The sequence below is a fragment of the Rhizobium sp. No.120 genome (genome assembly GCF_054558365.1).
In genome coordinates, this window is sequence record NZ_BAAJNQ010000010.1 from 99,147 (window position 1) to 111,251 (window position 12,105).

The 12,105-nt window shown below is 58.9% G+C and carries 13 protein-coding genes; 9 read left to right on the forward strand and 4 right to left on the reverse strand.

Translation table 11 applies throughout. The features are described 5' to 3' along the window. Window positions 1-65: 65 nt before the first annotated feature. Window positions 66-1,289, reverse strand: coding sequence for an MFS transporter (locus tag ACYJRZ_RS23805; RefSeq protein ID WP_459463169.1), 1,224 nt, complete (start codon window positions 1,287-1,289; stop codon window positions 66-68). Window positions 1,290-1,388: 99 nt separating this feature from the next. On the opposite strand from ACYJRZ_RS23805, the gene ACYJRZ_RS23810 reads away from it, so the two are divergent. Further along, a complete protein-coding gene (locus tag ACYJRZ_RS23810; protein ID WP_459463171.1) occupies window positions 1,389-2,369 on the forward strand; it encodes an AraC family transcriptional regulator in 981 nt (326 codons plus the stop codon). 50 nt (window positions 2,370-2,419) lie between these two features. Here the strand turns inward: ACYJRZ_RS23810 and ACYJRZ_RS23815 are convergent, their stop codons facing one another. Continuing rightward, the gene (locus ACYJRZ_RS23815) at window positions 2,420-3,022 is read right to left on the reverse strand and encodes a TetR/AcrR family transcriptional regulator (protein ID WP_459463173.1); all 603 of its coding nucleotides are present in this window, start codon (window positions 3,020-3,022) and stop codon (window positions 2,420-2,422) included. Window positions 3,023-3,122: 100 nt separating this feature from the next. Here ACYJRZ_RS23815 and ACYJRZ_RS23820 point away from each other — a divergent pair, with 100 nt between their 5' ends. Beyond that, window positions 3,123-4,556 (forward strand): MFS transporter, encoded by a 1,434-nt coding sequence (locus ACYJRZ_RS23820; protein WP_459463175.1) that lies wholly within the window; start codon window positions 3,123-3,125, stop codon window positions 4,554-4,556. A gap of 19 nt (window positions 4,557-4,575) precedes the next feature. On the opposite strand, the gene ACYJRZ_RS23825 is transcribed toward ACYJRZ_RS23820, so the two are convergent. Further along, window positions 4,576-5,154 carry a TetR/AcrR family transcriptional regulator gene (locus ACYJRZ_RS23825; RefSeq protein WP_459463177.1) on the reverse strand — a complete coding sequence of 193 codons (579 nt, stop codon included), beginning with the start codon at window positions 5,152-5,154 and terminating at the stop codon, window positions 4,576-4,578. A 142-nt stretch (window positions 5,155-5,296) separates the two neighbouring features. Here ACYJRZ_RS23825 and ACYJRZ_RS23830 point away from each other — a divergent pair, with 142 nt between their 5' ends. The 3 genes from ACYJRZ_RS23830 (at window position 5,297) to ACYJRZ_RS23840 (ending at window position 7,246) form a co-directional block, all read left to right on the forward strand. Further along, on the forward strand, window positions 5,297-5,662 hold the full coding sequence (locus ACYJRZ_RS23830) for a DoxX family protein (protein ID WP_459463178.1): 366 nt from the start codon (window positions 5,297-5,299) through the stop codon (window positions 5,660-5,662). A 186-nt stretch (window positions 5,663-5,848) separates the two neighbouring features. Then, window positions 5,849-6,427, forward strand: coding sequence for a flavodoxin family protein (locus tag ACYJRZ_RS23835; RefSeq protein WP_459463180.1), 579 nt, complete (start codon window positions 5,849-5,851; stop codon window positions 6,425-6,427). Between the two features lie 174 nt (window positions 6,428-6,601). Beyond that, window positions 6,602-7,246, forward strand: coding sequence for a glutathione S-transferase family protein (locus ACYJRZ_RS23840; RefSeq protein ID WP_459463182.1), 645 nt, complete (start codon window positions 6,602-6,604; stop codon window positions 7,244-7,246). 63 nt (window positions 7,247-7,309) lie between these two features. On the opposite strand, the gene ACYJRZ_RS23845 is transcribed toward ACYJRZ_RS23840, so the two are convergent. Next, window positions 7,310-8,203 (reverse strand): LysR family transcriptional regulator, encoded by an 894-nt coding sequence (locus ACYJRZ_RS23845; RefSeq protein ID WP_459463184.1) that lies wholly within the window; start codon window positions 8,201-8,203, stop codon window positions 7,310-7,312. Between the two features lie 110 nt (window positions 8,204-8,313). Here ACYJRZ_RS23845 and ACYJRZ_RS23850 point away from each other — a divergent pair, with 110 nt between their 5' ends. The 4 genes from ACYJRZ_RS23850 (at window position 8,314) to ACYJRZ_RS23865 (ending at window position 12,047) form a co-directional block, all read left to right on the forward strand. Next, complete coding sequence (locus ACYJRZ_RS23850) at window positions 8,314-9,396, forward strand: 4-oxalomesaconate tautomerase (protein ID WP_459463186.1); 1,083 nt, start codon at window positions 8,314-8,316, stop codon at window positions 9,394-9,396. Between the two features lie 47 nt (window positions 9,397-9,443). Further along, window positions 9,444-10,445 carry an ABC transporter substrate-binding protein gene (locus ACYJRZ_RS23855; RefSeq protein ID WP_459463188.1) on the forward strand — a complete coding sequence of 334 codons (1,002 nt, stop codon included), beginning with the start codon at window positions 9,444-9,446 and terminating at the stop codon, window positions 10,443-10,445. Between the two features lie 74 nt (window positions 10,446-10,519). Beyond that, window positions 10,520-11,290 (forward strand): ABC transporter ATP-binding protein, encoded by a 771-nt coding sequence (locus tag ACYJRZ_RS23860; RefSeq protein WP_459463353.1) that lies wholly within the window; start codon window positions 10,520-10,522, stop codon window positions 11,288-11,290. Further along, complete coding sequence (locus ACYJRZ_RS23865; RefSeq protein ID WP_459463190.1) at window positions 11,274-12,047, forward strand: ABC transporter permease; 774 nt, start codon at window positions 11,274-11,276, stop codon at window positions 12,045-12,047. Before ACYJRZ_RS23860 ends, ACYJRZ_RS23865 begins: the two co-directional genes overlap by 17 nt. Window positions 12,048-12,105 lie beyond the last annotated feature (58 nt).

Sequence of the window (12,105 nt, forward strand, 5' to 3'; positions counted from 1 at the left end):
CCGCCGCCTATCTGCGGGTCGGAAGCCACCCTCGTTTCTCGGTGGTAACCGCGCAACCTTGGCGTTCAGCTCTGGGCGAGCGCGGTCTGCTTGCCGCCTCGCGCTGCCATCACGATGGTTCCCGCAAGGCATGCGACGCCGAGGAACGACATGACGCCCAGCGGCCCCTGCAGATCGATCAATACGCCGCCTAAGACCGCTCCGCTCGAAATAGCGACCTGGAAAGCGGTCAGAAGCAATGCTCCTGCGCTTTCAGCTTCGTCGGGAGCAGCACGGGTGATGTAGCTCTGGATGGAGACAGGAAATGCGCCGAAGGCAAACCCCCAAATAGCAACTCCGACAATTGCCGCGAGCTCGGACGCGCCCACGGTTACGAAGATAGCGCCAGCAACGGCGATCAGGCTCGACGAGAAGACGGTACCAACAGCAGCACTGCGCTCCGCGATCATGCCACCGACAACATTGCCGAAGAAACCACTGACGCCGTAGGCGAGGAGCACCAGCGACACCATCTCGACCTTGAGGTGGGCGATACCCTCCAGATAGGGGCGGATATAAGTGAAACCTGCAAAATGGCCTGCAACGACGAGAAGTGTCGTGAGCAGACCCACCCGGATCTTAGGCCGGGTCAGAACGGCTCCGAGCGTTGACAAACCTGCGTGACCTGCCGGTGGCAGTGACGGCACGGTGACAGCCTGGGCAATCAATGCCAGCACACCGACAGCTCCGGCCAGGACGAAGGACGCTCTCCATCCAAGGGTCGACCCCACATAGGAGCCGAGCGGGGCTGCCGTGACGGTGGCGAGGGAGACGCCGGTAAAGATCATTGCCATCGCCCGGGGAAGATGTTCAATCGGGACCAGCCGCATTGCAAGCGCACCGGCCATTGCCCAGAAACCGCCGAGCCCGACACCAAGCAGAACTCGTGATACGAGGAGCGAAATCAAATTGTTGGCGGTTGCCGCCAGAATGCAGGAAAGAATCAGAAGAGCGGTCAAGCCAAAGAGCACACGGCGTCGGTCGAAGCTTCGAGTGGCTATGACGATACCCGGGCCTGCAAATGCGGCGACGACAGCCGTTGCCGTGACTGTTTGGCCGGTTTCCCCGGCAGAGAGACCTAAGTCGGAAGAGATTGGGGTTAGCAGACTGGCAGGGAGAAATTCCGCCGTAACGAGACCGAACACGCCGAGAGCCAGGGCGACGACGGCATCCCATCTGGGTCGGTGGGATGCCTCCACCGCCGGCTGGCTGTGAGGAGATGAAATTGGCTTGAAATCGCTGTCTGCCATGGCGGGCGGTCCTATATTAAGATGTCTTGGCTTGCTGTTGCTGCCATCGAGCAAAAGGTAGTGGTGACAGTCTGTACTTTCCATGCTAGGAAATCCGAGATGCTTGACTATTCGTCCAAAGACAATGCTGGTGAGACTCATGATGCTCTGAGCGAGATGCTGAGGGGCTTGCGGCTTGATGGTGTTGAATATGGGCGCTGTCGGCTCTCAGAGCCGTGGGCAACCTATTTTGCGCCGCAGTCGTCGGCGAGATTGCATTTCATTTCATCCGGCTCCGCCTGGCTTCAGGCGCCTTCAGGCGATTGGCTTCCATTGGGACCCGGCGATGCTGCGCTTCTGCCGCGTGGCAACGCGCATATGATTGCAAGCGAGCCAGGCATTCCGCCCGTGCCTTTCGAGCAATTTGACCGCAAGGAAGTCTGCCGGGATGTCTTCGATCTCCAGTGCCAGGATGCGTGTGGGGGAACGGTGGCTTTGACCGCGGCGATGCGCTTCAATATCGACAACCTTCATCCGCTGCTGCGGTTAATGCCCGACATCATGCTCACCAGCGATCTGGCCAAGAAAGAGCCGGCGATTCCGCATTTGCTCGACGCCATGACGCGTGAAGTGCAGATGGATCGGGTCGGCGCGGGTGGCATACTGGCGAGGCTTGCCGATGTCTTGACCGCAACATTGATCAGGACCTGGGTTGAACATGGCTGCGGCGATACCACCGGCTGGATTGCCGCGGTGCGTAACCCGGAGATCGGCCGGGTGCTGGCTGCAATTCACCTCGAGCCGGACCGTGACTGGAGCTTGGCGGCACTTGCAAACCTGATGGGCATCTCACGCTCGGGCTTTGCGGAGCGGTTCCTGAAAGTCGTGGGCGAAACGCCGGCGCGCTACGTGGCGAGGGTCCGCATGTATCAAGCCCTTCAATGGCTGCGCAATGGAATGCGTGTGTCCGTGGTTGCGCAGAGATTGGGCTATGACGCAGAAGCATCGTTCAGCCGTGCCTTCAAGCGCATTATAGGTGCTCCCCCAAGCCAGTTTCGCAAGGGCAGCGGAGTTGAAACGAATTCGCTCCCTGTGGATTGAAGTTCTCACCACAGCACAGTGCGATGCGGCTGAAATCGGTTCTGAGATCGTCAGCCGTCCGATAACGCGCTCTTCAACGGCAATAGCGCGTGGGACAATGTAGACAGCAGGACGTTTCTTGGCACGCCATCGGCCGCCTGCACCGATAGGCCGTGAAGAAAAGCGGCGTAGAATTCCGCCAATGCGCGGGGGTCGGCATCGGGTTTCAACTCGCCGGCCTCCGACGCCTTCTTCAGACGCTCGTATAGGGACGCAGCGCGGTCCCTCCGGTATCGGCCGAGCCGCGTACGGACGGCCCGGTTATTGATCGTATAGTTGGTGGCCGCCATCACGATCATGCAGCCGTGTGGGTGATTGGGGCGCGTATAGAGCAAGACTGCATCCCGCAGAAGCCGCTCGAAGGCATTGAGAACATTCGGTTCCTCAGTGAGGGCACGAGTGGCAAATCCGCCGTCGCCGGAGGCGTACAGCGTGACCGCTTCATGGAACAAGGCCTCTTTCGATTCGAAAGCGGCGTAGATGCGCGCCGACGCTATGCCCATGGCGTCGACGAGGTCGGCCATCGAGACGCCTTCGTAGCCTCGTTCCCAGAAGAGGTCGCGGGCTTTGGCCAGCGCCTCATCACGATCGAATTCCCGCGGTCTTCCAGCCATGCCTGACCTCAATCTTTGTCATTCAACAAATAATAGTCTTGACTCGGCTATGCAAGCTTCACATTATTTGTTGATCGACAAAGAATTGACGGAGAGGGTAATGGACCACATTGCAGAAAGACCATCAGTCGGGGCAGGCGCGGCGAATTTCAACCGAACGGCTGCGCTGGCGCTCCTCGCGTTTGCACAGTTGATTATCTCGCTCGATATCAACATCGTCTTCGTCGCCTTGCCTAAAATCGGCGAGGGCCTCAGCTTCTCGGGTCAGACGCTGCAGTGGGTCGTCAGTGCCTACACGGTCTTTTGTGGCGGTTTTCTGCTATTCGGCGGGCGTGCGGCGGACCTTATCGGCCAACGCCGGTTGTTTATCACGGCGCTCGGGCTCTATGCGGCATCCTCATTGGTGGGGGGATTGGCCTGGGAGCCCGCAATCATCATCGCGGCGCGAGCTATCCAAGGCATTGGCGGCGCTTTTCTCTTTCCTGCGACGCTCTCCCTCGTCAACCGACTGTTTGCAGAGGGGGCAGCGCGAAACCGGGCCTTAGCAGTCTGGGGAGGTGCGGGTGCCAGCGGTCTTACGATCGGATCGCTTGCCGGCGGTTTTCTAACGAGCGCTTTCGGCTGGCCGTCGGTGTTTTTCGTCAATGTCTTCCTTGCCTTGATTGCAATCGTCGCAGCTTTTTTCGTCATCCCGCGAGATCCTCGTGTGTCTCATGGCCGCTCCTTCGACTTGCCGGGAGCGCTGACGGTTACCGGAGGCGCTACTCTGCTGGTGTTTGCGCTCGTCCAGGGGCCAGTGTTCGGGTGGAATGCCGCACCTATTCTCTGGGCCTTCGGTCTATCGGCGCTTCTGCTCCTGGCATTCATGATCATCGAGTCTAAAAGTCGCGATCCATTGATGCCTCTCAGGCTGTTCGGCAACCGCATGCTGGTGGCGAGCATGGCCATCACCTTTCTCTGCATGGGTACGTTTGGAGCCCTGCCGTATTTCCTGACGGTGCTCTTTCAGGACATCCATCACTTCACAGCCTCGGAGACAGGTCTTGCCTTCCTCGTTCCCTCACTCGCCATTGCTGCCGGCACTCAAATCGGCGAGCGTTATGCATCACGCTTTTCGGCCCGATCGACACTGATCGCAGGAATGCTGGTAGGGGCGGCGGGTACGGTCATCATGGTGGCCGGGGCGTGGCCTGAAAGCAGCTATGCAGCCATCGTTCCGGGTCTGCTCGTCTCGGGGATCGGTCAGGGTGTCGTGTGGACGGCGATGTGGATAATTGCCGGTTCCGGAGTGCCCGATCACGAACAAGGCGTTGCATCAGGGATGGCGTCGACCACGATGAACATCGGCAATGCTGTTGGCCTTGCCGTCCTTGTGGGCTTTGCCAATGCTTATGCCGGTTTCGCAGGAGGCAGGGTGACTGCCGACGACCTCGCGAGTGGCGTTCGTCTCGCCTTTTGGCTTTGCGCGGCGGGTGGCGTCATCGCCACGGCTATTGCCGTGGCAGCGTTGATCCGACCGCGACAATCGCAGTAGCGGCTAGCAGATGACGGAGCTATCGCTCGAACTGACCCGACACCATGCGCGTGATAAGGGCGATGCGCGGGGACCGAAAAGCGGGCCTTATTCTGCCGTGGCGCTCGAGCTCTGCCAGTCCGTGGAGCGCAGCCCAGAAAGTCTCTGTAGCGGTATCCACATCCTGGGCGAATGGCGCGATCACCGTCGCCATGGCTCCAAAGCCCGCACGGAGCTGCGGTGGTGTATCGGATCTGGCGAAGCGCAAACCGGTGGGGAGGATAAACATCGCCTCGTACATCGCCGGTCGGGCGAAGGCGAAATCGAGATAGGCGGTCGCGACACTCTCCACGGCCTCCTCGGGCGTGGACGACGGCCGGATCGCGGCTCGGAGTATCCCCGCCAGCTCGCCGAAACCTTCGAGCGCGACTGCTCCGACGATTTCATCGCGATTTTGGAAATGCGAATAGAGAACCGGCTGGCTGTATTCGATCTCGTCGGCAAGGCGCCGGATCGTGACCGAAGCCCAGCCGTCTCGTTCGGCAATCGTCCTCGCAGCGACAACGATCCTGCGGCCGCGTTCCTCCCTTTCCCGGGCCTTGCGTTCACTGATACCCACCTTGGCTCCCGCTTTCATTCGTCGATTTCTCTGACGTTGAAGCTATCAAAAGGAACGTCGATTGACAAACTAGCAACGCTAGATTATATGACATCGCTATAAGAACTCGTTGCGATATGGCTCGCTGGAGAAGTGAATAGCGATGGATATTCCAGTTCAAATTTTCACGGGCACAACGGTGCTCAACACCGTCCTGGTGTGGCTGTCCGCAGCCGCGTTTCTCGTCGGGGCCATGGTCAATATGAGCGGCCATTCGAAAGTCCGCGCGGGCTTCGTGCAGCTCGGATTTCCATTCTGGTGGTGCTGGGTCACGGGCGCACTCGAACTCCTAACCGCAGTGCTGCTCGTTACAGCCGGCGGTCGATATATCGGGGTTGCGTTGGGCGCCTGCATCATGTTCGCGGCGGTTGCGGCCATTGTCCGTATCCGGAACTATCGCGAGCTACCGCCGCCGATGCTGTTCCTGCTGCTGCTGCTGATGCTGGCCGGCGCCAGCGGCCATGCTTGAGCATTTCGCGGCACAAGTGTTCATCACCCTGAGAGCTCCCGCGTGACTGGCCGAAAAACCTTCCGTCACCAGGCGCTCGACGTCACCCGAGCTCTCGCAATCAACCTCTTCTGAAAGAAGCCGCCGTACGGAGCGAAACCGCCTCCGGACTGCGCAAAGCCACGGCCCCAAGGAGGCCAGATCATCATGTCACATCGCATAGCAAATACAGCCGTCGTCTATCATTCCGGCTACGGCCACACTCAGAGGATGGCGGAGGCCGTCGCAGAAGGGGCGGGCGGTACGCTTTACGCTATTGACGCCGACGGCAACCTTTCAGACGAGGCCTGGGCTGCATTGGATGCTGCCGACGCCATCATCTTCGGATCGCCGACCTACATGGGTGGTCCAAGCTGGCAGTTTAAGAAATTTGCCGACACGTCCTCGAAGGCCTGGTTTGCCAACAAATGGCAGGACAAGGTCTTCGGAGGCTTCACCAACAGCGCCAGTTTGAACGGTGACAAGCTCAACACCCTCGAATATTTCGTCCTTCTGGCGGGACAGCACGGCGGTCTGTGGGTCAGCCTGGGTATGAAGCCGGCAAACGTGAAGGCGTCCAAGCGTGACGATGCCAATAGGATGGGATCGTATATCGCGCCCATGGCCCAGTCCGACGCCGATGCAGCCCCGAGCGAAATGTCGGTCGGCGATCTCGCAACCGCCCGCGCTTACGGCGAACGCGTCGCACGGATTGCGCTGCGGCTCGCGTCGGCTCAAGCGGCTTGATATCAGCGCCGGTTCTCAAGGCGTAAACGGCCGCTGGATCCTATGGGCAGGCGGCCGTTTCTTGCATGCCGACACCCTCTTCCCCCGTCCCTGGTGGAAAATTTTGTCGACCCGGTGTCGGATGGATCCGGCTTCAATCGTCCCTGGAATAGCGCGCCATGAATGGAGAGGACGATGAGCAACGAGATACAAACCATCATCACCGTCTTTGAACGATCGCCAGACCGTGGCCGGGGACTGGCGCGAGATATGCCGGTTCGCTGGGCACTTGAAGAAGTGGGAGAGCCTTACGAGGTTCGCCTTGTGTCGTTCAAAGAGATGAAGGAGCCCGCACATCGCGCGCGTCAGCCCTTCGGGCAAATCCCGACCTATGAGCGAGGCGACCTCGTTCTCTTCGAATCGGGGGCGATCGTGTTTCATATCGCAGAACATCACTCGGGCCTGCTGCCGGATGACGCGAACGGTCGTGCCCGCGCCATCGCCTGGATGTTCGCTGCCCTCAGTACCGTAGAGCCACCAATCATCAACCGCGGCGTCCATGAGCCCTGGTACGAACAGCGCCGTCCGCTCATCGAAGAAGGCATCCGCGATCGACTGGGTGATCTTTCAGCTCGCCTTGGCGACGCCGACTGGCTCGACGGTGCATTCAGCGCCGGCGACCTGATGATGGTATCGGTGCTGCGCAGGTTGCAGGCATCGGGCATTTTGAACGAATATCCAAAGCTTCACGCCTATGTCAGCCGCGGCGAGGCGCGGCCTGCCTTCAAGCGTGCTTTTGACGCGCAGTTGGCGGTCTTTACAGCCGTATCGGGCGGCTGATTGCGATTTTGAACTGACGTTGTCCCTCCGGAGCGTGGCGGTGGCTGTGCCTACCATTTAGTTTTATGTCCACGCCCCGATCAGCATTCGCATGAAATGCTCGGCAGCGGGGGACAATGTCCCACCGCGACGGCGGACAACGCCGATGGTGCGCGAGATTTCAGGGTTTCGGATCGGGCGTGTGATCAGGAAGGGATGCTCCCCCTGTGGGGTCGCCATTTTCGGCAGCACGGAGATTCCGAGCCCCGCTTCCACAAGACCGAGCGATGTGGAAAGATGGGTCACTTCGTAAAACCAGTTGAGCTTGATGTTCGACCTGGCGAGGGCCGCGTCAAGCAATGTCCTGTTCGCGCTGGAGCGATGAACCGTGATCAGCGGATAGGGCTCGAGATCCTGCCATCGGACCTCTCTCTTTTCCGCTAGCGGATGATCGCGCTTGGCTGCCAGGACAAAGGGATCCTCGGCCAGCCTCTCGAAGACTAGGTCGCTGTCGGAGCTTCCCATGATGTTGATCCCGAACTCGACTTCGCCGCGCGCGACAGCCTGTAATGCATCTGTGGCCGTAAGGTCGAGAATCCGAAGCCGAATATTCGGATACTCCTGGTTGAACTGGCGAATGACGGACGGCAGGAAATAAAATGCTGCTGTCGGCAGGCAGGCAATCGTTACCAAGCCCCCGCGCTTGGCTCCCAGTTCCCGCATCGAAAACAGCGAACCGTCGAACTCTTCGAGCATACGCTGCACCAGGGGCACGAGTTCGGTTCCAAGAGCTGTGGCCGCGACGTGGCGCGTCGTTCTTTCCAGCAGTGGCGCGCCGATCGCCTGCTCCAGCTTTTGGATGCGCCGGCTGAGCGCCGGTTGCGACATGTTGAGCTGATCTGCGGCGCGATGAAAGCCTTGCAGCTCGACCACGGCGAGGAAGGCTCTAAGGTCAAGGATTTCACAATTGATGTTCATTTCGTATCAATGTCCTCGATTTTAGCATTTCACATATCAATCATTAATTCCATAATAGCAATAACAAAGCGGATTAATACGATAATCACATCATCTGGCGAGAAAAACGCATGAATGATTTACTCTCCATACCGTGTGTACTGATGCGGGGCGGCACCTCGAAAGGCCCGTTCTTTCTGGCGTCGGACCTGCCGCAGGACCCGGCCGAGCGAGATCAGGTGCTTTTGTCCGTGATGGGCTCAGGGCATCCGCTTCAGATCGATGGTATCGGAGGGGGAAATCCGGTTACCAGCAAAGTTGCCATCTGTGGTCCGGGAACAGTGCCCAGCGCGGATGTGGACTATCTGTTCGCGCAGGTTCGCGTCGACAGGCAGATTGTCGATACCTCACCCAATTGCGGGAACATGCTGGCGGCTGTTGGGCCGTTCGCGATAGAGGCGGGGCTTGTGCCGGTCGCCGGAGACATCACCCTCGTCAAGATCTTCAACGTCAACACCGGCAAGATGATCGAAGCCGAGGTGCCGACGCCGAATGGTGCGGTCGCCTATCTCGGCGACGCAAGAATTGATGGCGTACCCGGCCAGGCCGCTCCGATCGCGCTCACGTTCAAAGATGCGGCGGGTGCGCGAACGGGCCAGCTTTTTCCAAGCGGCAAATCGATAGAGACGATTGCCGGCATCGATGTGACCTGTATCGATTGCGCGATGCCGATGCTGCTGATCGAAGCCGCCTCGCTTGGTGTGACCGGATACGAGAGCGCTGCTGAACTGAACGGCAATCATTCGTTGATCGAACGGCTAGAGGATCTTCGCATCCTCGCCGGCGAGAAAATGGGAATGGGCGACGTTCGCAGTCAAGTCACTCCGAAGCCGGTTCTCATCTCTCCCGCCAGGCAAGGCGGCGCGTTGAATGTTCGCTACTTCATGCCGAATGAATGCCATCCGTCGCTGGCGACGACAGGTGCTGTCGGGATTGCAACGGCCTGTGTGAGCGAAAACACTGTGGCATCCCGCCTTATCGGCGTTCAAACACCGCCTGTTGTGCTTTCCATTGAACATCCGAGCGGCCATCTGGACGTGAAGTTGCAGTTGCGGGATGGGAAGCTCGTCGCCGGGATTCTTCGCACGGCGCGCAGGCTGTTCGAGGGCCATGTCTTTGCAAAGCCTGCTAAAACGCTGGTTTGTGCAGCATAATCAATCAACCTATGGTGCCGGGAGGGTGCCAAAATGGAGGAGATCAAATGAAAAAGCTTATTCTCGCATTCGCGGCAGCGGCAGCGCTGTCCGGAACGGCTTTGGCGGAACCTGTTCGCATAAGCGTCGGTTCCTACAACCTCAATAACCTGCCTTTCCCGGTCGCGCAGGGTTTGGGTCTTTATGAGAAAGAGGGGCTGGAGGTCACAGTCGAAAACTTCGCGTCGGGTGGCTCGAAGACCTTGCAGGCGCTGGTTGCCGGCTCGACGGACGTTGCTGTCGGCTTTTATGACCATACGATTCAGATGCAGTCGCAGAACAAGCACGTTGTTGCCTTCGTGGAGCTTGGGCGCAATTCCGGACTCGTTCTGGCCGGCGGCAAGGACGCGAAATTCGACCCGAAAAATCCTGAAACGATCAAGGGCGCCAAGATCGGAATCACCGCTCCGGGCTCATCCTCGGACTTCTTCATTCGCTACTATCTTCAGCGGCATAAGCTCTCGGCGAACGACGTTTCGATCATCGGCGTCGGATCGGGCGCCGCGGCAGTGGCGGCTCTTCAGCAAGGCAAGATCGATCTGCTCGTAAATTACGATCCCGCGGCGACGTTCGTGGTCGAAAAGGGTGTCGGAAAGATCCTGGTCGATGCCCGCAACGATGATGGCGCCAAGGAAATCTATGGCGGCATCTATCCGACATCGGTGCTTTACGCCACGCAGGACTACATCTCCAAAAATCCGGAGACCATTCAGAAGGTCACCAATGCAACGGTAAAGGCGCTTCAGTGGATGAAGACGCACAGCGCCTCAGAGATCGTTGAAAAGCTCCCGCCGGAATTCATTTCGGGCGACAAGGAGACCTATATCAAGGCAGTCGAAAACGCGCGGCAGATCTTTTCCACGGATGGGCTGCTGGACGAAAAAGATATCAAGACGCCTCTCGATGTCCTGACGTCGTTCAACGACAAGGTCAAGGCTGCCAAGATCGACCTTTCCAAGACCTATACCAACGAATTTGTAGCTAAGGTGCCGGGGACGGCATCGAACTGAGGGAGGTTAAGATGTCCGTGACAGCCTTAAAGCCGGCAACACAGACACCTCATGCAGCGGCGGCGTCCAAGGCGATGGTGGCAATCGAAAATGTCACCATGGCCTTTGGCTCCTTTGTCGCGGTCCAGGATGTAAATCTGGCGGTGGCCGATGGCGAATTCGTCGCTATCGTCGGGCCGACCGGCTGTGGCAAAAGTACGATCCTGAATGCGATCGCAGGCCTTTTGAAGCCGGCAAAGGGTTCGGTGTCGATTGACGGCAGCGCGGTCTCCGGCATCCAAAATAACATCGGCTATCTGTTTCAGCAGGATGCCCTGCTCCCGTGGAAAACCGCGATCGAAAATGTGGAACTCGGCCCCTTGTTCCAAGGTGTCGGCGCGGGCGAGCGCCGGGAGCGGGCTCTTAAATGGCTGGCGAAGGTCGGCCTCAAAGGTTTCGAGGACCGCTATCCGCACCAGCTTTCCGGCGGTCAGCGTAAGCGTGTGCAAATGGCGCAGGCACTGATAACGGGGCCGAAGGTGATCCTCATGGATGAACCTTTCTCCGCGCTCGACATTCACACCCGGCATTTGATGCAGAATGAGCTGCTTCGCCTATGGCAGGAAGAGCAGCGGGCCGTGGTTCTGATTACGCATGATCTTGAGGAAGCGATTGCTCTGGGGGATCGTGTTGTGGTTCTGGCCTCGGGTCCCCGGTCGCGCGTCATCGACAGTTTCCCTGTCGATCTGGAGCGTCCTCGCGATGTCGCGGAGATCAAGCTCGATCCCCGCTTTACTGACCTCTATCGCAATATTTGGGCTTCCCTGCGCGGTGAAGTGGAGAAAAGCTATGAACGCCATGACTGAGAGACTTACCCAACTGGTATTGCTGCTCGTCATTGTCGGCGGTTGGGAGATCGGCGTAAGCCTGGGCGTGGTCGATGTCTTCTTCTTTCCCTCTCCTGTCGATATTTTGAAACAGGTATTCACATGGGTCACCGATCCAGGCTTCTTCAAGCATGTGACCATCACCCTGACCGAAACGGTGCTCGGCTATGTTATCGGCACCGCTCTCGGCGTTGCTGCTGGCGTATGGCTTGGACTGTCACGCTCGGCGGCCCGAATCCTCGATCCGTTCATCAAGGGCCTGAACGCCATTCCGCGCGTGGTTCTTGCTCCGATCTTTGTCCTGTGGCTCGGTCTGGGTCTGTGGTCCAAGGTTGCCCTCGCCGTCACGCTGGTGTTCTTCGTAACCTTCTTCAACGCGATGCAGGGCGTGCGTGAAGTCAACCCCGTGGTACTGTCCAATGCCCGCATTCTCGGCGCGAAGAAGTCCGAACTGCTGCGTCACGTCTATTTCCCGGCTGCGGCGAGTTGGATTCTGTCTTCGCTTCGGACATCCGTGGGTTTTGCGGTCGTTGGCGCCATCATCGGTGAATATCTGGGTGCGTCGGCGGGCCTTGGATATCTCATCGCGCAAGCTGAAGGTAACTTTGATGCCGTGGGCGTCTTCGCGGGGATCTTCATCCTGGCCGTGTTCGTCCTGCTGATCGATCTCGTCCTGGATTTCGTCGAGGCTCGTCTGATCAAGTGGCGTCCGCGCGCGGCGGAACGGACCACCTGATTGCGCCTGCAAATCTTGTGATGCTCTGAAAAGCCCCCGTCGCAGAACGGGGGCTTTC

What these genes read in the sequence shown, in the direction of transcription:
- ACYJRZ_RS23805 (WP_459463169.1), bottom strand. Translation starts at nt 1,289, where the DNA reads ATGGCAGACAGCGATTTCAAGCCAATTTCATCTCCTCACAGCCAGCCG.
- ACYJRZ_RS23810 (WP_459463171.1), top strand. Translation starts at nt 1,389, where the DNA reads ATGCTTGACTATTCGTCCAAAGACAATGCTGGTGAGACTCATGATGCT.
- ACYJRZ_RS23815 (WP_459463173.1), bottom strand. Translation starts at nt 3,022, where the DNA reads ATGGCTGGAAGACCGCGGGAATTCGATCGTGATGAGGCGCTGGCCAAA.
- ACYJRZ_RS23820 (WP_459463175.1), top strand. Translation starts at nt 3,123, where the DNA reads ATGGACCACATTGCAGAAAGACCATCAGTCGGGGCAGGCGCGGCGAAT.
- ACYJRZ_RS23830 (WP_459463178.1), top strand. Translation starts at nt 5,297, where the DNA reads ATGGATATTCCAGTTCAAATTTTCACGGGCACAACGGTGCTCAACACC.
- ACYJRZ_RS23835 (WP_459463180.1), top strand. Translation starts at nt 5,849, where the DNA reads ATGTCACATCGCATAGCAAATACAGCCGTCGTCTATCATTCCGGCTAC.
- ACYJRZ_RS23840 (WP_459463182.1), top strand. Translation starts at nt 6,602, where the DNA reads ATGAGCAACGAGATACAAACCATCATCACCGTCTTTGAACGATCGCCA.
- ACYJRZ_RS23845 (WP_459463184.1), bottom strand. Translation starts at nt 8,203, where the DNA reads ATGAACATCAATTGTGAAATCCTTGACCTTAGAGCCTTCCTCGCCGTG.
- ACYJRZ_RS23850 (WP_459463186.1), top strand. Translation starts at nt 8,314, where the DNA reads ATGAATGATTTACTCTCCATACCGTGTGTACTGATGCGGGGCGGCACC.
- ACYJRZ_RS23855 (WP_459463188.1), top strand. Translation starts at nt 9,444, where the DNA reads ATGAAAAAGCTTATTCTCGCATTCGCGGCAGCGGCAGCGCTGTCCGGA.
- ACYJRZ_RS23860 (WP_459463353.1), top strand. Translation starts at nt 10,520, where the DNA reads ATGGTGGCAATCGAAAATGTCACCATGGCCTTTGGCTCCTTTGTCGCG.
- ACYJRZ_RS23865 (WP_459463190.1), top strand. Translation starts at nt 11,274, where the DNA reads ATGAACGCCATGACTGAGAGACTTACCCAACTGGTATTGCTGCTCGTC.